This window comes from Leucobacter sp. VD1, assembly GCF_037150695.1.
Lineage (GTDB): Bacteria > Actinomycetota > Actinomycetes > Actinomycetales > Microbacteriaceae > Leucobacter.
In genome coordinates this window covers 777894-798422 of the sequence record NZ_JBBCPO010000001.1, presented here as the reverse complement: position 1 = coordinate 798422, position 20529 = coordinate 777894, and the positions used below count along the sequence as shown (strand labels likewise).

Annotated in this window: 18 protein-coding genes; 2 read left to right on the top strand and 16 right to left on the bottom strand. The window is 66.7% G+C overall.

The genetic code is table 11. The features are described 5' to 3' along the window. Positions 1-7 precede the first annotated feature (7 nt). The 15 genes from WFL22_RS03720 to WFL22_RS03650 all read right to left on the bottom strand — a co-directional run bounded on the left by WFL22_RS03720 (position 8) and on the right by WFL22_RS03650 (position 16126). Complete coding sequence (locus tag WFL22_RS03720) at positions 8-1390, bottom strand: acyl-CoA thioesterase/bile acid-CoA:amino acid N-acyltransferase family protein (protein ID WP_336991528.1); 1383 nt, start codon at positions 1388-1390, stop codon at positions 8-10. Next, complete coding sequence (locus tag WFL22_RS03715; protein WP_336991527.1) at positions 1387-2436, bottom strand: Ldh family oxidoreductase; 1050 nt, start codon at positions 2434-2436, stop codon at positions 1387-1389. The genes WFL22_RS03720 and WFL22_RS03715 overlap by 4 nt, the downstream gene beginning before the upstream one ends. Next, positions 2421-3266 (bottom strand): ABC transporter permease, encoded by an 846-nt coding sequence (locus WFL22_RS03710; protein WP_336991526.1) that lies wholly within the window; start codon positions 3264-3266, stop codon positions 2421-2423. The genes WFL22_RS03715 and WFL22_RS03710 overlap by 16 nt, the downstream gene beginning before the upstream one ends. Beyond that, a complete protein-coding gene (locus WFL22_RS03705) occupies positions 3263-4033 on the bottom strand; it encodes an ABC transporter ATP-binding protein (protein WP_336651075.1) in 771 nt (256 codons plus the stop codon). The genes WFL22_RS03710 and WFL22_RS03705 overlap by 4 nt, the downstream gene beginning before the upstream one ends. After that, positions 4030-5079, bottom strand: coding sequence for an ABC transporter substrate-binding protein (locus WFL22_RS03700; protein ID WP_336991524.1), 1050 nt, complete (start codon positions 5077-5079; stop codon positions 4030-4032). The genes WFL22_RS03705 and WFL22_RS03700 overlap by 4 nt, the downstream gene beginning before the upstream one ends. Positions 5080-5212: 133 nt before the next feature. After that, positions 5213-6295, bottom strand: coding sequence for a 3-dehydroquinate synthase (gene aroB / locus WFL22_RS03695; RefSeq protein WP_336991523.1), 1083 nt, complete (start codon positions 6293-6295; stop codon positions 5213-5215). Then, complete coding sequence (locus tag WFL22_RS03690) at positions 6292-7017, bottom strand: shikimate kinase (RefSeq protein ID WP_336991522.1); 726 nt, start codon at positions 7015-7017, stop codon at positions 6292-6294. The genes aroB and WFL22_RS03690 overlap by 4 nt, the downstream gene beginning before the upstream one ends. Next, positions 7014-8210, bottom strand: a complete 1197-nt coding sequence (gene aroC, locus WFL22_RS03685) for a chorismate synthase (protein WP_336991521.1) — start codon at positions 8208-8210, stop codon at positions 7014-7016. Before aroC ends, WFL22_RS03690 begins: the two co-directional genes overlap by 4 nt. Before the next feature lie 5 nt (positions 8211-8215). Continuing rightward, positions 8216-9217 carry a shikimate dehydrogenase family protein gene (locus tag WFL22_RS03680; RefSeq protein ID WP_336991519.1) on the bottom strand — a complete coding sequence of 334 codons (1002 nt, stop codon included), beginning with the start codon at positions 9215-9217 and terminating at the stop codon, positions 8216-8218. Between the two features lies 1 nt (position 9218). After that, positions 9219-10310 (bottom strand): endolytic transglycosylase MltG, encoded by a 1092-nt coding sequence (mltG, locus tag WFL22_RS03675; protein WP_336991518.1) that lies wholly within the window; start codon positions 10308-10310, stop codon positions 9219-9221. Next, on the bottom strand, positions 10307-10804 hold the full coding sequence (gene ruvX / locus WFL22_RS03670) for a Holliday junction resolvase RuvX (RefSeq protein ID WP_336651082.1): 498 nt from the start codon (positions 10802-10804) through the stop codon (positions 10307-10309). Before ruvX ends, mltG begins: the two co-directional genes overlap by 4 nt. Further along, positions 10804-13458 carry an alanine--tRNA ligase gene (gene alaS / locus WFL22_RS03665; protein WP_336991517.1) on the bottom strand — a complete coding sequence of 885 codons (2655 nt, stop codon included), beginning with the start codon at positions 13456-13458 and terminating at the stop codon, positions 10804-10806. The genes ruvX and alaS overlap by 1 nt, the downstream gene beginning before the upstream one ends. Before the next feature lie 36 nt (positions 13459-13494). Continuing rightward, on the bottom strand, positions 13495-13719 hold the full coding sequence (locus WFL22_RS03660) for a hypothetical protein (RefSeq protein WP_336651084.1): 225 nt from the start codon (positions 13717-13719) through the stop codon (positions 13495-13497). A 163-nt stretch (positions 13720-13882) separates the two neighbouring features. Beyond that, positions 13883-14512 (bottom strand): 30S ribosomal protein S4, encoded by a 630-nt coding sequence (gene rpsD, locus WFL22_RS03655; RefSeq protein ID WP_336651085.1) that lies wholly within the window; start codon positions 14510-14512, stop codon positions 13883-13885. A gap of 261 nt (positions 14513-14773) precedes the next feature. Next, entirely contained in the window at positions 14774-16126 is a 1353-nt protein-coding gene (locus tag WFL22_RS03650; protein WP_336991801.1) for a replication-associated recombination protein A, read from the bottom strand. Positions 16127-16306: 180 nt separating this feature from the next. On the opposite strand from WFL22_RS03650, the gene WFL22_RS03645 reads away from it, so the two are divergent. Both WFL22_RS03645 and WFL22_RS03640 read left to right on the top strand, forming a co-directional pair. After that, the gene (locus WFL22_RS03645; RefSeq protein WP_336991516.1) at positions 16307-17542 is read left to right on the top strand and encodes a DUF349 domain-containing protein; all 1236 of its coding nucleotides are present in this window, start codon (positions 16307-16309) and stop codon (positions 17540-17542) included. 106 nt (positions 17543-17648) lie between these two features. Then, positions 17649-18263 carry a hypothetical protein gene (locus WFL22_RS03640; RefSeq protein WP_336991514.1) on the top strand — a complete coding sequence of 205 codons (615 nt, stop codon included), beginning with the start codon at positions 17649-17651 and terminating at the stop codon, positions 18261-18263. Here WFL22_RS03640 and WFL22_RS03635 read toward each other — a convergent pair. After that, on the bottom strand, positions 18245-20497 hold the full coding sequence (locus WFL22_RS03635; RefSeq protein WP_336651088.1) for a RelA/SpoT family protein: 2253 nt from the start codon (positions 20495-20497) through the stop codon (positions 18245-18247). The genes WFL22_RS03640 and WFL22_RS03635 overlap by 19 nt on opposite strands. Between the last annotated feature and the right edge of the window lie 32 nt (positions 20498-20529).

Genomic DNA, 20529 nt, shown 5'->3' with positions numbered 1-20529 from the left:
CTGCTCCTTATCGTTGATGGTTGGAAGTGTGACGCGACGCCGTGCGGTGCACGAAGGCGCAGACCTGTGCGAAGGAGTCGGCACTGGCTTCGGCGTTGCCTCGCGGGGTGCCGCCGTTCGAGTAGTGCACCCCTGAGACGGGGTGCATGCGCTCGATCTCGGTGCTCGGCAGGTGCGGGATCGCGATGCCGTGGCCGGCGTCGACGTAGTCGAGGTGCAGGCGCTCGGCGGTGTGGCCGTGCCGCGCGAGAGTGTCGAAGACGATGCGGGAGGCGAAGCTCGACGGCCAGGCGCGATCGTCGAGGCCGGATACGCAGGCGACGGGGCCTGTGAAACGCTCGATGGGGATGCGCGAGGCGCGGGCGAGCTCGCGGTCGTGCAGGCCGTCGACGTAGACGTCTGCGTGCCTGGTGGGCGCCGGGTCGTCGTTCCAGGGCTGCCAGTCGACGCCGCTGTTGTTGTGCCAGAGGTGTTCGAGCGGTGCGCCGCCCAGGGTCCAGGTGGGCCCGTTCCAACCTTCGGCGGGGTCGGCTGCGCCCTGGGCGCCGAACACGAATGCAGCGGGCACGAAGGCGACCGCGCCGAGGATCCGCTCAGGAAACAACGATGCGAGCAGCAGGGTGAGTTCTCCGCCGCGCGACTGCCCGCTCACGAGCGGTGCGCCGCCCAGTGGGTCGAGTTCGGTGGTGACGAAGTCGATGGCGCGCTCGAAGTACTCGAGGGGGGTGCGCGAGATGTAGTCGGGCAGGCCGGGGGCTTTGAAGTAGCCGAGTGCGAGGGCTTGGATGCCGTGCGCCGCGTAGAGGGCCGCACGCGCCTCGTTGATACCGCCGCCCGAACCGTTCATCACGATGATGGTGGGGTGCGGGCCCTCGCCGGTCGGCGTGAACAGGGTGCCGACGAGCCCATCGCGCCGAATCTCAGCGCGCTGCACGCCGTCGGCGAGCAGCAGTTGCTCGATGACCAGCTCGGCTGAAGCTGGTTGCGCGCCAGCGCGGAGGACCCCTGCGGCAGGCACATCGAGCAGGCCGGTGCCCGGCTCGGCGTGTGCGGTGATGCGGGTGCGGATCGGCGCCGACACATCACTCGGTTCGACGCTGCCGCCTGCGTTTGTCTGACGGCGCTGCGCCCAGAACAGCCCCATTGCGTCGGCAACGCGGTAGTCGCCCGAGACGGGCGCTGAAGTATCGAGGTCGAGCCGACCTGCAGCGTCGACGAGGTACGTCGCCTGCGCCGCCCACAACTCGGCCCCACGTCGGGTCTCGGCCCGCAGGGTGACGAGCGATCCGGGCACCGCCGAGTCAACGGTGATGCGGCGGCGCTGCGAGAGCAGGCCGGTCCGCGGCTCCGCCTCAATGCGCAGCACGCCAGGGTTTGCGGGGCCGCTCACGCGCCGGCCTCGCCTGCGCGGGCGAGCAGCGCATCGAAGTCGGTCTGTTGCAGACGGATCACCGTGTCAGGCGCCTCCGAGTGCGAAGACTCGAGCGCGTCGAAACGCCCCGGCACATGCCCACCTGCCGCACGCCACTGCTGGGCGATCTCAGCACAGGTTTCAGAGACGTGCGTGCCGCCTGCACGAGCGGGATCGATTGCAATCACCACAGCACCACGCCCATCGACAGGGGTGCCCGCGGGTGCGCGGCCACCGACAGCGGCCCCCGCAAGCACTTCGACGAGCAGACCCGCGAGTGAGCCGAGGCGCCCCTCGGGCAGCAGCGCGGCGACCTCGTCGGGAGCTGAGGTGGGGTGGCCTGCGGCGTCAATGGCGACTCCATCGGGCAGTTGCTCTCCTGCCTCACGGAGACGACGCAATTCGGCGAGCGTGATCTGCGAGGTCGCGAAGTCAGCGACGAGCGGCGCAGAGCCTGCCCGGGGTGCAGCGAATGCGATCGGGTTGGTGCCGATCGCCGGCGCGGATCCGCCCCACGGCGCGACCATCGCCGGCGCCTGCGCCGAGATCAGCGCAACCCGCCCACGCTCAGCGAGCACGCGCGCCGCGAGCCCCAGCACACCGAGCGCACCCACGTTGCGCACGCCAACAAGCCCGATGCCGTGGGATGCCACGGCGGCCTCGGCGATCCGCACCGCAGCTGCGAGAGCCAGCGGCCCGGGGATTCCCGCCGCGTCAATATCTGAAATCGCGCCGGAGAACGAGGAATCACCGGCAGGATCGATGTCGGCTGGCCTGGTGTGAGCTGGAACAGCCGGCCGCGATCCGCTCTCCACCCGGCGCAGATCCCGCAGCAGCATATCGACACCGAAGCCCGCAAGACCAAGGTGCTCAGCCTGCACAATCCAGCAGGCCGCGCGATCCGCATCCTCAGCGACATACACGCCGCCCGCCGCATACGGCGCGAGCACCCGAGCCACCGCGAGCCGCACCCTCCCGGCCGCGACCTCCATCACCGCATCCACCGCGCTCAGTACTTCACCCACGGCACCACACGGCGCTCGATCACGCCTTCGAGCGCGGTTGCGCCATAGCCGAGCGCAGAGATCGTGACAATGCCCACGTACATCTTCGACACCGCGAACGTCGACCACGAACTCCAGATGAGATACCCGAGACCGCTCTGCGATCCCACGAACTCAGACGCCGCGATGATCACGAAAGCGCCACCCGTGGCAAGCTTCATACCCGTGAAAATCGACGGCAGCGCGTACGGGAATGACACCGTAAACCAGCGCTGCAGGCGGGTAGCCCCGTTCGCGCGAGCCACATCCTCGTACAGCGTCGGCGTCTGCATCACCCCGCTCATCGTGTTGAAGAACAGGTAGAAAAACACGCCGATTGCGACGATCACATACTTGCTCGTCTCACCAAGACCGAAGATGAGCAGCAGCAGCGGGAAGATCGCCACCTTCGGAATGGGCAGCAAGCTCGAGAAGATCGGTTCGAGCAGCTGACGCAGAGGCCGCACCGTGCCCAGCAGCACCCCCAGCAGCACCCCGGGAATCGCCCCCAGCAGGAAGCCCACGAAGATGCGCGACAACGTCATCGCCGTGTGCTCGATGAGCACCCCGTCCATGAGCATCTTCACGAAGGTCTCGACAATCGAGCTCGGCGGAGGGAAGAACCTCGCGTCGAGCACACCTGCGCGGCTCAGCACCTCCCACACGAGGATCAGCAGCAGCGGCGTGTACGGGCCGATACGGCGAATCCACGGCGAGCCCTTCTCAGCGTGCACGGCAGAGGCAAGCTTCCGCTTGACCTCTTCACGCGACTCCGCAGGATCCTGCGTGGCTTCCTCAAGCTGAGCGGTCACGCCGCCTCCTCCCCCGCCGCGTCCTGCTCAAGCAGGTTCCAGAGCTGATAGGTGATCTCGCCGTAGCGAGGGTCGCGCCGCAGCTCGATGATGTCGCGCGGCCGCTCGAACGGGATCTCGATCTCGGCCACGATGCGGCCGGGCCGTTGCGACATCACCACGACGCGGTCGGCGAGGGTCAACGCCTCATCGACGCTGTGCGTAATGAACATCACCGACTTCGAGGTCTGCTCCCAGATGCGCAGCAACTCCTGCTGCAGTGCCACACGGGTCTGCTCGTCGAGCGCACCGAACGGCTCGTCCATGAGCAGCGCGTCGCCGTCGTCGGCGAGAGCGCGCGCCACCGAAGTGCGCTGACGCATACCGCCGGAGATCTGTGCTGGATAGTAGCTGCCGAAATCTGAGAGCCCCACGAGTTCGAGCAGCTCGCGCACCCGCTCCCGCCGCGCCGAACGGGGCATGCCCCGCAGCTTGAGCGGGTAACCGACGTTCTCGGCGACGGTGAGCCAGGGGAACACGCCGTGCTCCTGGAACACCACCGACGGGCGGCTCGCCGTCTCGACAGAGCCAAGGCTCGGCTTCTCAAGCCCGGCCGCCACCCGCAGCAGTGTGCTCTTCCCGCACCCGGACGGGCCGAGCACACAGACGAATTCGCGTTCGCCGATCTCCAGGGAGACGTCCTCGACGGCGACGAGCACATCGCCCTTCGAGTCGGCGTCGGGGAACGCCTTCCAGAGATTGCGGATGGAAATGCCGGGCTTCGTCACTTCGCGGCTGCCTGCTCCGCGGCCTGCGCGACCGCCTGCTTCAGGATGTCCTTGCGGAAGACCTGCTCGATACCGGAGGGGCCGTCGAACTCGAGAGCGCCGCGCTCACGGAAGAACGCCTCCTGACGGGCAACATCCTCCCAATCGATGGCACCCTCGGGATCCTGCTTGGTGAGGCCGATCGCGGTGAGAGTCTCGACGGGCAGGTCGGTGTACTCGGCGATGATCGCCTGATCGGCGGGATCGTTCCAGCCACCGTCCTCAAGCTCCTGCACAGCACGCAGGTACGCGGCGGTGAACGCCGTCACGGCTTCGGGGTACTTGTCGACATACTCACTGTTGAAGACGAGCGCACCGAGTTCGACGCCCGACTGGTAGTCGATGGGCAGCAGGTCATGCCCGATGTCCTTGCCTGAGATCGCCGAGGAGATCGGTTCGATCGTCCAGCTCGCGTCGACGGAGCCGTTGGCCATCGCCGGCGGGATATCGCCGGGGCTCAGGTTGACGAGCTCGACGTCGTCGAGGCTGAGGCCGACGGAGTCGAGGGCGAGGTGCACCGAGTAGATGCCGAAGCCGCCATCGCCGGGGATACCGATCTTCTTGCCCTTGAGCTGCTTCGCGTCGGTGATGCCCGACTGCTCTGATGCCATGAGCGGCGCAGGGTTCTTGCCCTCGTCGGGGATCTTCGAAACGCTGGCGATCACCGAAAGCGATGCACCGGCCTTGGTCGCGTTGAAGAGGCCCGCACCCCAGGTGGCGCCGCCGGCCGTGATGCTGCCGGTGCTGACCTGCTGGTAGGTCTCACCCGAGCTGCCGCTCTTCGAGATCAACTCAACATCGAGGCCGGCGTCCTTGAAGTAGCCCTTGTCCTCGGCGATGAAGAACGGGGCGTAGTCGGCGTACGGCGAGTAGAGGAAGGTGATCTTCGGTGCGTCTGCCGGATCGCCGCTGCCTGCCTCGGCGGTGCCGCCCGAGGCGCATCCGGCAAGCAGGACAGCACTGGCAAGGAGGGCGATGCCTCCCGAGAGTCGGCGTCGAAGGCTCATGGGGAAACTCCTGTGTCAAGTGGGGTCGCGGTGTCGCCCGCAACCAGTCAAATCTATCGGCCCGGCAAACGTCCGGCGCGTTGCGTGTCACATTCAGCAACACCGTGTCGCACCGGGGCACGGCCAGACGCGTTTAGGAGGCGATTTCCTGGTAGGCGAACTGCAGCACCGACTCATCGACGCCCGCGAGCACCCGCGGCTTCGCGATGTCGTCGAGCACGATGAAGCGCAGCATCCCAGCCCTCGCCTTCTTGTCCCGTTGCATCGCGGCGAGCAGACCGGGCCAGCGGCCAGCGGGGTATGAAAGCGGCAGCGACAGCGATGACAGCACCCGACGGTGGCGCTCCACCGCCTCATCCGAGAGCGAGCCGGCCATGCGCCCCAGCTCGGCGGCGTACATCATGCCGATCGCGATCGCCACACCGTGACGCCACTGATAGCGCTCGGCGTGCTCGATGGCATGGCCAAGGGTGTGGCCGTAGTTGAGGATCTCACGCAGTCCACCCTCGCGGAAATCCTCGGAAACCACACGCGCCTTGACACCGATGGCGAGCTCGACGACGCGCTGAAACTCGGGGGTCGCCGGATCGGTGGCGCGATCCACATCGGCTTCGAGAATGTCGAGGATTTCTGGTTCGGCGATGAAGCCGCACTTCGCAACCTCAGCGAAGCCGGCAAGGATCTCGTTCTTCGGCAGCGTGCTGAGCAGATCGAGATCGCAGATCACCGCTGCGGGCGCGTAGAAGCAACCGACGAGGTTCTTGCCCTCGGCAGTGTTGATGCCCGTTTTGCCACCCACCGAGGCATCGACCATGCCGAGCACCGAGGTGGGGATCTGCACGAGCCGCACGCCGCGCAGCCAGGTGGCTGCAACGAAACCCGCGAGGTCGGTGACGGCGCCGCCGCCCAGACCGATCACGGCGTCGGTGCGAGTGAAGTCGGCCTGACCCATGATCTGCCAGCAGAACGCCGCAACCTCGACGCGCTTCGCAGACTCGGCATCGGGCACCTCGGCGAGCAGCACCTGGCCGTAGTGCTGCTGCAGCTCGCTGCGTAGCTCGTCGGCGAGACGCCCCACCGTGGCAGTGTGCACGATCAGCACCTTGGCGACTCGATCACCCAGTGCCTCGGCCACCCTGTCGAGCACGCCGCGCCCCACGGTGACGGTGTACGCGGCGTCGCCGGTGACCTCGATGCGGGTGGGGGTGTCGCTCATGCCTGGTCGCTCCTCTTTCTGAAACTGCGGGCCCACTGCGCCACACGGCGTGCGAGCTGTTCCTTGGTGGCCCTGTCGGTGCGATAGGTCACATCCGCGACCTCCTCGTAGAGCGGGCGCCGCTCTTCGAGAATGCGGCCCCACGCCTCCGGGTCGTCACGCAGCAGCGGCCGACGAGACAGGTTCGCGGTGCGCAGCACCGCTTCCTGCGTGGTCATCAGCAGCACGACGGGGTGCCCGGCGAGCAGTTGCCGAGTGCTCTCAGTGAGCACCGCTCCCCCGCCGAGGGCCACGATCCGCCCCCCTGCGACCGCGAGTTCGGCCGCGATCACCTCGGCCTCGATACGCCTGAATTCTGGCTCACCGTGCCGCTCGAAAAACTCCGTAATGGGGCCGTGCTCACGCACGAACACCGCATCAGTGTCGATGAACGGCACCCCGAGTTCACGGGCGACCCGCTTACCGAGGCTCGTCTTGCCCGCGGCCATCGGCCCCACGAACACGACGGCACGATCCGGCAGGCGCGCACCGCCCCGCCGCCGCCGGCGCCGCCGCGAGCGGCCACGCGCGCCCGAGGGAGCCGCGGCTCGACGCGACGCGGCGGAAGCCACTTCGTCGGTTGCCCCGGCATCACCCGACGGGGCAGGCTTCGTGGGCGGCGCGGGCTTCGGCTTCGCCGCGGGAGGCCCCGAGGCGCGGCCCGCTCGCCGGTGACCGTTCACGACTCGATGACGGTCGCCAGCCGCTCGGGGATCGCCGCCACATAGGCCTCGAGGTTGCGCCGGGTCTCGGGCACGCTGTCGCCGCCGAACTTCTCGGTCACAGCGTCGGCGAGCACGAGTGCGACCATCGCTTCAGCCACAACGCCGGCCGCGGGCACCGCGGTGACGTCACTGCGCTGATGGTGCGCCTTCGCCTCCTCACCGGTGGCCACATCGATCGTGGGGAGCGCGTGCGGCACAGTGGCGATCGGCTTCATACCAGCGCGAACGCGCAGCACTTGGCCGGTGGTCATGCCGCCCTCGATGCCGCCGGCACGACCCGTTTCGCGGGTGATGGTGCCGTCGGCGAGGTGCAGCTCGTCGTGCGCGGCAGATCCGCGACGGCGGGTGGTCTCGAAGCCATCGCCGACCTCGACACCCTTGATCGCCTGAATGCCCATGAGGGCGCCGGCGAGGCGTGAGTCGAGGCGACGGTCCCAGTGCACGTAAGAGCCGAGCCCCGGCGGTAGGCCATAGGCAAGCACCTCGACGATGCCACCCAGGGTGTCGCCGGTCTTCTTGGTGTCGTCGACCTCGGCAACCATGCGCTCGCTCGTTGCAGCATCGAAGCAGCGCAGCGGATCGGCATCGAGCGCGGCGACATCTTCAGGGCGCGGCAGCGGCGCACCGGCAGGCACGGCCACCTCACCCATGGAGATGGTGTGGCTCACGAGCGTGATTCCGAGTTCTGCGAGGAACGCACGGGCCACGGCGCCGAGTGCCACCCGGGCCGCGGTTTCGCGCGCACTCGCGCGTTCAATCACGGGGCGGGCTTCGTCGAAGCCGTACTTCTGCATACCCGCAAGATCGGCGTGCCCGGGGCGGGGGCGGGTCAGTGGGGCGCCGCGGCCGCGTGACTTCTCGGTGAGTTCGGTCTGCTCGGCGCTCATCACCTCGGTCCACTTGGGCCACTCGGTGTTGCCGATACGGATCGCGACGGGGCCGCCGATCGAGACGCCGTGCACGACGCCTCCTGAGAGGTGCAGTTCGTCTTGTTCGAACTTCATCCGCGAGCCGCGGCCGTAGCCGAGCTTTCGCCGAGCGAGGTCTTCGCGGATTCCGTCGAGCGAAACGGGCACGCCGGCGGGCAGCCCTTCGAGGACGGCGATCAGTTCAGGGCCGTGAGATTCTCCGGCAGTCAGCCAACGCAGCATACCTGCTATCTTCCCATATTCGTGGGCGTCGCCGCGTCGCGCATCACCTCGAGGAGGCGTTCTTCGTGCTGCAGCGGCGTCGCAGGGTCGCCTGCCACGAAGATGCGAATCTGCAGCAGTGCCTGCTCGATGAGCATGCCGTCTCCCGAGTGCGCTGCGCTTCCAGCCGCGCGCCAGCGCTCTGCAAGCGGTGACGGCCAGGGATCATAGGCGACGTCGAAGAGCGGGGCGCGCAGCAGCGCCTCTGGCAGTTCGAGTTCGTTGCCGGCCTGGCCTGGCAGCGTTGAAATCACGAGGGTGGGCACCGCTGCCTGCTGCGGCGCGGAGTTCTCGGCCGCACCCGTGCGGTCAGGTTCCTGCGACGTCACGGTGCCCGAGACCTGCAGCGGCCGCTCCGTGCCGGGCTCACAGGTGTCGCAGAAGCGTGCAACCAGGTCGGCGACAGCAGCAGCGTTGCGCGCCACGATCTCGACGTGCTCGGCACCCAACCGACGGGCCGCCAGCAGCGCTGACACCGCGGTCGCCCCCGATCCGATCACAGCTGTGCGCGTCGCATCGAGGCCGGCCTTGGCAATCGCGGCGGCAAGCCCGCCAACATCGGTGTTGAAACCGGCCCAGGCCGATCCACCGCCAGGGGCGGGCACGCCGAGGCGCAGCAGCGTGTTGACAACACCGCTCTCCTCAGCGATCGGATCACGCACGAGAGCGATCCGATGGGCTTCTTCTTTGAGTGGCATCGTGAGCGACAGCCCCCGCCACTCGGGGCCGAGCCCGGCAAGAAAGCTCTTGAGATCCGCTGCCTGCAGTTCTTCTCGGCCGTAACTCCAATCAAGACCGAGTTGCGTGTACGCGGCGGCGTGAATCGCGGGCGATTTCGAGTGGCGGATCGGCGATCCCAGCACGGCAAGGCTCGCCGTCGGCAGCGCCGTCACAGGCGGGCGGGGCTGAGCGTGCTCGTGCTCGTGCTCGTGCTCGTGCTCGTGCTCGTGCTCGTGCTCGTGCGACACCTCAGCACCCGCTGTCGGGTGTCGCAGCGCACCAATCGCGGTACACCTGGACCGCAGCCTCGTGATCCGCCTCGTTTGAGGTGAAGGTCAGTGCGCCGTTGCCGCCTGGCGCGTTCACGAAGAAGAGCCAATCGGTGTCGGCCGGGTGCAGAGCCGCATCGACCGCGGCGCGCCCCGGGTTGGAGATGGGGCCGATCGGCAATCCCTTGTGCACGTACGTGTTCCAAGGATTGTCGTCGCTCAACGCCTCGTCGCTCGACCAGAAACTGCCGTGCTCGCCTGAGCCGTACTGCGCCGTCGAATCCATACCCAATGCCATATCGATCGCGAGTCGCTTGTGGATCACCTGCGAGATCATTGCGAAGTCGGCGTCGCGGCCCTCGCGCTGCACAATCGACGCGATGGTGAGCACGCGCTCGCGATCCGCCTCGGGCACTCCGAACTCGTCGAGCACCTGCACCTGATGGCTCACGAGCAGGGCGATGATGTCCTGCGCGGTCATCTCCGGCGAGAACTCGTAGGTGGCGGGGAACAGCCAACCCTCCAATGAGGGCACCCCTGCGGGCACGCCGTATGCTGCCGGGTCGGCGGCGGCCGCGGCGAACTCCTCATAGGGGATACCGGATCCCTGTGAGAGCCGCTCAAGCGTGCCCTCGATGGTGAGCCCCTCTGGAATAGTGGCGCTGAGCTGACGACGGTTCGCGGGATCCTTCAAGGCGTCGAGCGCAGCCTGTGCACTCATACGCTCACGCACCGTGTATACGCCGGGAAGGAACTCAACCTGAGGCTGCTGCGCGAGCAGCAGCTCGTAAAAGGCGTCGGAGGTCTTCACCACACCGGCCTTGTGGAGCGAGGCCGCGATATCGGAGCCAATCTCGCCGGAGCGGATGGCAACCGTCACTTCCTCACCCTGATCGCTGTCGTCGTAGTCGTTGGTGGACCACCCCATCGCCAGAGAGATCTGCTCGCCATACTGCGACCAGAGAAAGGCCCCGGCACCGGCGAGACCGCCGAGCAGCAGCAGGGCGACGAGCAACGAGATGAGCACACGGCGGCCGGTGCGGCCCTCCTGCTCTGATGAACGCGCGTTCATGGGCGAGTCTCCTCCTCGGGGGGCTCGGGAAGTGCGGCCGCCTGGCCGGGGGCTTCTCCCCTGGCGCGCTCCAAATCGAGCGCGTGCTGCAGGATCACCACGGCCGCCGCCTGGTCGATGATCGACCTGCTCTGCTTGGTCTTCTTTCCGGCCTGACGCAGATGCCCCTGCGCCGACACCGTCGACAATCGTTCGTCGACAAGCCGCACCTTCGCCGCCTCTCCCCCCAGGCGGGCGGCGAGGCGCCCCGCGAACGCTGCCGCGTCGTCAGTCGAGGGGGTACGCTCGCCCCGCAGGTTCAGCGGCAACCCCACGATCACCTCGAAGGCGTCGTGCTCTGCGACGATCTCGGCGATGCGCGCGAGATCGGCGTCACCACCGAGGTCGCGCGGCACCGTCTCAACCGGCGTCGCCAGCATCCCGTGAGGGTCGCTGCGGGAGACGCCAACGCGGGCTTTACCAACGTCAATCCCCAGACGTACTCCGCTGCGCATCAGCCACCCAGGTGTCGCCGGATCTCGGCCAGCGCATCGTCGATCTTCGCAGGATCGGCACCGCCGCCCTGGGCGAGATCGGGCTTGCCGCCTCCCCCGCCGCCGAGCACCTGAGCACCGAGCTTCGCGAGATCACCGGCACGCACGCCACGGTCGCGCGCATCAGCGGTTGTCGCGGCGAGCACCACGGGCTTGCCACCGGTCTCGCCGGCGAGCACCACAACGCCTGCCTCCGAGGCGAGCCTGTCGCGCAGCTGCAGCACTAGAGCGCGCACATCATCTGCCGAGCCGACAGTGCCGAGCGATCCGAGCACGGCGCGCACCTCGCCGAACTGCTGCGCACCAGCCAGCAGCTCAGGCACCCGTTGCCCCAGTTTCTCGGCCTCGAGGGCCGCAATCTTCTTCTCGGCCGCCCGCAGCTGTGCGCCGAGATCCTGCACCTTTGAGACAAGCTCGGCCCGCGGCACTTTCAGGCCACCGGTGAGCTGCTGCACAATAGCGCGCTCAGCAGCGAAATTGCGGAAGGCTTCGATGCCGACGAGCGACTCGACGCGGCGGTTCGTCGAACCGACCGAGCTCTCGGAGATGAGGCTGATCATGCCGATCTCAGACGAGCTGGACACGTGCGTGCCGGCGCAGAGTTCGCGCGACCACGGGCCGCCGATGTCGACGACGCGCACACGGTCGCCGTATTTCTCGCCGAAGAGCGCCATCGCGCCCATGGCCTTCGCCTCGTCGATGGGCATCTCGCGAGTGACAACGTCGAAGTCGCTGCGGATCGCAAGGTTCGAGATCTCCTCGATCTCGCTCTTCGTCTCTGCCGAGAGGGCTTCGGCGTGGGAGAAGTCGAGCCTCAGATACCCGGCCTTGTTGTAGGAGCCGGCCTGGTGGGCACTCGAACCGAGCACCTCCCGCAGCGCGGCGTGCACGATGTGCGTACCCGAGTGGGCCTGCGTGGCACCACGGCGGTAGTCGGCGTCGACACGGGTCTCGGCCCGCGCGTCGAGCCCGATCGTGCCGATCGTCACCTTGACGGTGTGCACGATGAGGCCGGGCACCGGCCTCTGCACATCGAGCACCTCAGCCTCAAAGCCGTCGCCCACGATGAGGCCCTGGTCAGAATCCTGACCGCCGGATTCAGCCCACAAGGAGGTCTCAGCGAGCACGATCTCGGCCATCTGGCCCTCACGCGCCTCAGAGGCGGGGGTGCCGTCGACAACGATCCCGAGCACGCGGCTCTCGTGGTTGAGTTCGTCGTAGCCAACGAACGCGGTCTCGCCGAGGCCGCGCAGCTCCTTGTAGACGGAGAGGTCGGCGCGCTGGCCCTTCTTCGCCTTGGCGTCGGCCTTGGCGCGGTCGCGCTGCTCCTGCATGAGCGCGGTGAAGACTTCGCGGTTCACCGAGACGCCGGCCTCCTCGGCGATCTCAAGCGTCAGCTCGATCGGGAAGCCGTGGGTGTCGTGCAGCAAGAACGCGGTGTCACCGGGCACCGAGACGTCTGCAGATTTTGCTGCAGCCACCGCCGAGTCGAGAATCTGAATGCCCGAGGCGAGGGTGCGCAGGAAGGTCTTCTCCTCGGCGTAGGCGGCTCGCGAAATGAAGTCGAAGTCGCGCTCCACTGCCGGGTAGGCCGACTGCATCGCGTCGCGCGACACGGGGAAGAGTTCAGCGAAGCTCGGGCCGTCGAAGCCGAGGAGACGCATCGAAAGAACAACGCGGCGCAGCAGGCGGCGCAGGATGTAGCCACGGCCCTCATTAGATGGGGTGACCCCGTCGGCGATGAGCATCAGGCCGCTGCGCACGTGATCGGCGATGACGCGCAAGCGCACATCGTCCTCGTGGTTCGCACCGTAGGTTTTGCCCGCGAGTTCGGCAGCGCGATCGAGCACGGGGCGCACCTGATCGATCTCGTACATGTTCTGCACGCCCTGCTTGATGAACGCGACACGCTCGAGACCCATACCGGTGTCGATGTTCTTGTTCGGCAGCTCGCCCACGATCGTAAAGTCGGTCTTCGACTTCACATCGGTGATCTGGTATTGCATGAAGACGAGATTCCAAATCTCGACGTAGCGATCGTCGTCGGTGGCGGGGCCGCCATCGACGCCGTACTCCGGGCCCAGATCGTAGAAGATCTCGGAGCACGGACCAGCGGGGCCGGGCTGACCGGTCGACCAGTAGTTGGTGTCTTTGCCGAGGCGCTGGATGCGTTCGTCGGGAAGCGACGAGTGCTGCTTCCAGAACCCGATGGCCTCATCGTCGTCTTCGTAGACGGTAACCCAGAGGTCCTTCGCCTCAAATCCGAGGCCGCCTTCGGCCTCACTCGTAGTGAGCAGTTCCCAGGCGAAGCGAATCGCTTCTTCCTTGAAGTAGTCACCGAAGGAGAAGTTGCCGCACATCTGGAAGAAGGTGCCGTGACGCGGGGTCTTGCCGACCTCTTCAATGTCGTTGGTGCGAATGCACTTCTGCACGCTCGTGGCCCGCTTGTATGGAGCGGGAACCAGACCCGAGAGGTAGGGCACGAACGGCACCATGCCGGCAACGGTGAACATGAGGCTCGGGTCGTCGCTCACGAGGGAGGCCGAGGGCACGACAGTGTGTCCTCGCTTTTCGAAGAAGTCGAGCCAGCGGCGGTGGATTTCGGCGGTCAGCATCCGAGCGGAGTCCTTCTGGGTGTGTGGGTGGTGGGGTCAGCGCTGCTGGCGCAGCTTGCGCAGCGCGTTCTCGACGTCGTCGAGCAGTTCGTCGGCTTCGGCTTCGGCTTCTCGATAGCCGGTGACGAAAGCCCGGTTCAGCTCGTCGACCCCGCGGTTGACGCGAGCGAAGAAGCGTCGCCCCTCCGGCGTCTGATTGACGAAGTGCGCGGCGACGAATCCCAGCACCACTCCGTTCAGCAGCCACAGCAGTTTGCGCATGTTTCCATTCCTCCTCGTGGCGTTCGTGCGCGATTATCGGTCGTGCACGAGAAACGTTTCTCAAGCTTAGCGGTAGCCTCCGACACCCAGCGGGATGTCCCCCGGAGACGCCGAAGGGGCGCCGGATTGCTCCGACGCCCCTGCGGCATATGATGCTCGGTGCTTAGCGGCCCGAGTAGTACTCGACCACGAGCTGCACTTCACAGGTCACGGGGACCTCAGCGCGCTTCGGGCGACGCACGAGACGTGCCTGGAGCTTGTCGAGCTCGACCTCGAGGTAGCCGGGAACGTTCGGCAGCACCTCGGCGTGACCGCCGGCAGCTGCGACCTGGAAGGGCTCCATGCCCTCGGAGCGCTCCTTGACGTGGATGAGCTGGCCCGGCTTCACGCGGAAAGAGGGGCGGTCGACGATCTTGCCGTCGACGAGGATGTGACGGTGCACGACCATCTGGCGAGCCTGCGCGGTGGTGCGGGCGAAGCCGGCGCGCAGCACGAGTGCGTCGAGACGCATCTCGAGCAGCTCGACGAGGTTCTCACCGGTCAGGCCGTCCTGACGACGGGCTTCCTTGAAGGCGATGACGAGCTGCTTCTCGCGGATGCCGTACTGGGCGCGGAGACGCTGCTTCTCACGCAGACGGACGGCGTAGTCGCTGTCGCTCTTGCGCTTGGTGCGGCCGTGCTGGCCGGGGCCGTAGGGGCGCTTCTCGAGGTAGCGCGCAGCCTTGGGGGTCAGCGCGATGCCGAGCGAGCGGCTCAGGCGGGTCTTGGAACGGGTACGCGACGTAGTCGACACGTTGATCCTTTCGGGTTTCTGACAGTGCGAGCTCGGGATCGAGCCCTGTGTTCTCTCGGCCACGCTGCGCCCGCATTCACGAACCTTCGTTCGCAATGCACGCGACGCAACAAACCGTCTTCGGTGAGGGAACGACCAGTGCAGAAACCCGGCTACAGGGCGACTGCCACCTGCTATTCCGCGCGCAGCCGTGCGCGGCAGCGGTGTTGGCCAGCGACTATCGTATCAGAAACTACTGCTTCTCTCAGAATTCGCCGCTGCTCACCCCCTGGTGATGCGGCGGATCTTGTCGAGGCGCTCTGAGATCTCGCGTTCGTTGCCGTGCTGCGTGGGCGCGTAGTAGACGCGGTCGGCAAGTTCTTCGGGGAGATACTGCTGCCGGGAGACTCCGCGCGGATCATTGTGCGGGTAGAGGTAGCCCTTGCCGTGGCCGAGCCGCTTCGCGCCCGGGTAGTGCGCGTCGCGCAGGTGCTTCGGCACGAGGCCGAAGCGCCCCGCCTTCACATCGGCAATGGCCGAGTCGATCGCCGTGATGACGGCGTTCGACTTAGGCGCCGTAGCAATATAGATCGTGGCCTCGGCGAGCGGGATCCGCGCCTCAGGCAAACCGATCAGCTGCGTCGCCTCAGCCGCCGCGACCGCAATCGGAAGCGCCTGCGGGTCTGCAAGGCCCACGTCTTCTGCCGCGTGCACCATGAGGCGCCGCGCGATGAATCTCGGATCTTCTCCTGCCTCGATCATGCGAGCAAGATAGTGGATCGCGGCATCGGGGTCGGATCCGCGCAGCGATTTAATGAAGGCGCTGATGACGTCGTAGTGCTGATCGCCGTTGCGGTCATAGCGCAGCAGCGCACGGTCCACCGCTGCAGACACGATCTCGGCGGTCAGCTGTGCACGCTGAGGCCCGGCCTCACCGTTGATCTCAGGTTCTTCGTCAGAGCGAGCCGTGCTGTCTGGCTCAGTTTCGGCGGCGGAGACGGCCACTCCCCCGGCGAGCGCCGAAGCGGCCGAGGCCTCGAGTGCGGTGAGGGCCCGCCGCGCGTCGCCCGATGCGAGCTGCACCAGCGCATCAAGCGCCTCACCGTCGGCTTCGACAGCACCTGCCAAACCTCGTGGGTCGGCGATTGCGCGTTCGAGCAGCCTACGCAGATCGGCATCGTCGAGAGGTTCGAGGGTGAGCAGCAGCGAACGCGACAGCAGCGGGCTGATCACCGAGAAGGACGGGTTCTCTGTCGTCGCGGCTACCAGCGTCACCCACCCGTTCTCGACACCGGGCAGCAGTGCATCCTGCTGCGCCTTGGTGAATCGATGGATCTCGTCGAGGAAGAGCACCGTCGCGATGCCGTACAGATCGCGATCGTTCAAGGCGCGCTCCATCACGGTGCGAACGTCTTTGATGCCTGCGGTCACTGCCGACAGTTCGACGAAGCGGCGCCCACTCGAGTGCGCGATGGCCTGGGCGAGCGTAGTCTTGCCCGTGCCAGGCGGCCCCCAGAGAATCACGGAGACGGCCCCTCCGCCCCCTTCGGAGTCGGAAGCGAGCGTGCGCAGCGGTGATCCTGCCCGCAGCAGATGCTGCTGCCCCACGACCTCATCGAGCGAGCGCGGCCGCATGCGCACCGCAAGAGGAGCGGTGTGCGCCGGAGCGGTGTTCGATTCCACGCCCCCAATGCTACCGAGCACCCCTGACATTCGCGGTCAGTACGGGCCCGGGCAACGCTGGCTATGGCATAGTGGAGGGGTCTATTCCGTTATGGTCGGCGAGCCGGCCCCACACGACAGGTGAGCAGAACCTTGAGCGAAGCGAGCAACGAAACGCCCTGGGGCCGAGTCGACGACGACCGCACCGTCTATGTTCGCGAGGGCGACAGCGAACGCGCGGTTGGTTCGTTCCCCGACGGCACCCCCGAAGAGGCACTGGCCTACTTCACCCGCAAGTACGCCGACCTCGAAGGGCAGATCGTGCTACTCGAGGCGCGCGTCGCACGCGGCACCGCCGACGGATCGGCGGTTGACAGCGTCGCCAAGCTGCGCGAACAGCTCGTTGAGCCCGCTGCGGTGGGCGACATCGCGGCACTGCGCAGCCGTGTCGAGAAGCTCGCCGAGAAGACCGCTGCCCTCGGCGAGAAGCAGCAGGCCGAGCGCGAAGCCGCCCGCCAGGAGGCCGTCGCCAAGCGCGAGGCCATTGTCGCCGAGGCTGAGCGCCTCGCGGCCCAGCCCGAGGCGTCGATCCGCTGGAAGGACACCAGCCAGACCTTCGAGCAGCTCTTCACCGACTGGCAGACCGCGCAGCGCAGCGGCCCCCAGATCCCCAAGGCACAGGCAGACGCCATGTGGAAGCGTTTCCGCACCGCTCGTCAGTCCTTCGACTCGGCACGCCGCGCGCACTTCGCGCAGATGGACGCCAACAACAAAGACGTGAAGCAGCGCAAGGAGCGGATCATCGCCGCAGCCGAGGCGCTCGCATCTCAGGGCATCGACGGCATTCCCGCGTATCGCGCGCTGCTCGACGAGTGGAAGGCTGCCGGCCGCGCCAGCCGCAAGCTCGACGATCAGCTCTGGGCTCGCTTCAAGGCCGCCGGTGACGTGCTCTACGAGGCGAAAGCCGCCGAGGCCGCGCAGACCAACGAAGAGTACGCTGCGAACCTCACCGCGAAGCAGGCACTGCTCGACGAAGCAGCCCCTATCCTCGATCAGCGTGAGCACGGTGCAGCCCGCAAGGCACTCACCGATATCCAGCTGCGCTGGGATGAGATCGGCCGGGTGCCCCGCGAGGCGCTGCGTGATATCGAGTCACGCCTGCGCAAGATCGAAGACCACGTCAAGGGTCTCGAAGAAGAGCACTGGCGCAAGACTAACCCGGAGACGAAGGCTCGCAGCGAGGGCCTGCGCGGCCAGCTCGAAGCCTCGATCGCCGAGCTGACCGCCGAGGTTGAGGCGGCACGGGCCGCCGGAAACGCACAGGCGCAGGCTGAGGCCGAGCAGAAGCTCGCAACTCAGCAGTCGTGGCTCGCAGCCATCGGCGACTAACTCAGGCTCCGCTCACAGCCGCGCGACTCGCGCAGCCTTGGGCGAGTTATCCACATTCGACGCCGGGGTCTGGCATTTTCAGGCCCCGGCGTCGAGCATGGGGAGCATGACTCAGCGCTCCCTGCCACCGCTCCCCTGCTTTGATCACTGGCCCGCAGCCGTTCGCTCGGCCGAGCGGCTCAGAGGCACGCTGCTGCGATGCGGCCCCGGTGTGCGCGGCGTCGGCTGGCCCGAGACACCACGCGTGCGGGCAGCAGCACTGCGCCCCTGGCTCGACGCCGATCACGTCGCAGTGCGACTCACGGCCGCCTGGGTCTGGGGTGTTTGTCGCGAGCCAGGGCACCCGCTTGAATTCTCAACGCTCAACAGGCGCAGACCCGAACGCCGCACACCGGCCCCGGGCGTCTCGGTGCATCAATTCGCTTACGCACACCACGAGCTGAGTGCCTTCGCCCCAGATCTGCGGGTCACCACCCCTGCGCAGACCGCATGCGACCTGCTTCGCAACCCCGAAGCCTTCGACCGTGCGCACCTGGTGGCAGTGCGCCTCCTGATCCGCATGATCCCAGGCGGCTCCGACCAGCTCCGCACCACGCTCAGGAACGGTCGGGCGCAGTACCGCGCGGTGGCGCTGCGGCGACTCGATTCGCCCACGAAGCAGATCCCGCGCCAGACGCCGCCCGCAGCGCGCAAACCAGTCGATCAGTTCGTGATGCGATAGACGTCGTAGACCCCGTCGATGCGACGCACAGCGTTGAGCACATGGTCGAGGTGCGTCGAGTTGGCCATCTCGAACACGAACTTGCTGACCGCCAGCCGCGCCGTCGAGGTGTTCACCGAAGCCGAGAGAATGTTCACGTGGTGCTCCGACAACGAGCGGGTGATATCGGAGAGCAGACCAGAACGATCGAGCGCTTCGACCTGGATCTGCACGAGGAACACGCTCTTCGAGGAGGGCGCCCACTCGACCTCGACCACTCGATCCTGCTGCTCTCGCAGATTGATGAAGTTGTGACAGTCAACTCGGTGCACCGAAACACCATCGGACTTCGTGACAAAGCCCATCACGTCATCTCCGGGCACTGGCGTGCAGCACTTCGCCAACTTCGCAAGCACACCCGAAGCACCCTTCACGGCAATGCCGCTGGAATCGGCCACCCGGCTCGCGCGCGGCGCTTCGATGATCGGCAAAGTGGCAAGAGCGGGCTCCGTCGAGCTTTGCTCGTCGAAAAGCAACCCGGTGACCTTCTCCACCACCGACTGCGCCGACACGTGCCCGGCTCCCACGCCTGCGTAGAGCGCCGTGACATCTGCGTAGCGCAGCTGCAGCGCCACCTGCTGCAAGCCCTCAGAATTCATCACCTGGTGCAGCGGCAGCCCCTGCTTGCGCAACGCCTTCGTGATCTCGACCTTGCCGTTCTCGGCGTCTTCTTCGCGACGCTCCTTGGTGAACCACTGTCGGATCTTGTTCTGGGCTCGCTTGCTTTTCACGAAATCGAGCCACGACTTATTCGGGCCCGCGTTCGGATCCTTCGAGGTAAACACCTCGACAACGTCACCGTTCTGCAGCGGCGTCTCGAGCGACACGAGGCGGCCGTTCACGCGGGCCCCCATCGTGCGGTGCCCCACCTCCGTGTGCACGGCGTAGGCGAAGTCGACAGGGGTGCCGCCGGAGGGAAGCCCGATAACGCGCCCCTTCGGGGTGAAGACGTACACTTCCTTCGCGCCGATCTCGAAGCGCAGCGCATCGAGAAACTCGCTCGGGTCTTCAGTCTCAGCCTGCCAGTCCGAAATGTGCGCGAGCCAGGCCATATCGCTGGAACCTGGCGCCTGCTGCCCCTGCTGGCGCTGCTTGTACTTCCAGTGGGCTGCCACGCCGTACTCGGCGCGCTGGTGCATCTCGACGGTGCGGATCTGGATCTCGACAGCACGCCCGTCAGGCCCGATCACCGTGGTATGCAGCGACTGGTACAAGTTGAACTTCGGGGTGGCGATGTAGTCCTTGAAGCGGCCCGGGATCGGGGTCCACCGCGCGTGCACCGCACCGAGCACGGCGTAGCAGTCGCGAATCGAGTTCACGAGCACGCGGATTCCCACGAGATCATAGATGTCGTCGAAGTCGCGGCCGCGCACCACCATCTTCTGGTAGATGGAGTAGAGCTCCTTGGGGCGGCCCGTCACCTCGCCGCGAATCTTCGCATCGCGCAGATCATTCTCGATCGAACTGATCACCGTACCCACGAGCTCGTCACGCTGCGGATTGCGCTGCGTCACGAGGTTCTCGATCTCGGCGTACAGCTTCGGCTTCAGCACTGCGAAAGAGAGATCTTCGAGCTCGGCCTTCAACGACTGAATACCGAGCCGATGCGCGAGCGGCGCATAGATCTCAACAGTCTCCTGCGCCTTGCGCTTGGCGGAATCGCCGGGCACAAAGCCCCAGGTGCGGGCGTTGTGCAGCCGATCCGCCAGCTTGATCACCAGTACACGGATGTCTTTCGACATCGCGACCACCATCTTGCGCACGGTTTCGGCCTGCGCAGAGTCGCCGTACTTCACTTTGTCGAGCTTCGTCACACCGTCGACGAGCATCGCGATCTCATCGCCGAACTCGGCCGTCAGCTGTTCAAGGGTGTAGTCGGTGTCTTCGACGGTGTCGTGCAGCAGCGCGGCAGCGATCGCCACGGGAGCGACGCCCAGCTCGGCGAGGATCTGAGCGACCGCGATCGGGTGGGTGATGTACGGCTCGCCACTGCGTCGCTTCTGCCCGCGATGCGCGCGTTCTGCAACGACGTAGGCACGCTCAATGACGGAGAGGTCGGCGCGCGGATAATTCGCACGCACGGTGCGCACGAGCTGGTCGACGGCGCCCGGTGAGCTGCCTCGGGAGAAGATTCGAGGAACCAGGCGACGCAGCGCCGTCGTACCGCTCTGCTGCGTGACGTCGTTCGTGACCACTCTGACCTCCCTCGAATGTTTGAACGTTACAC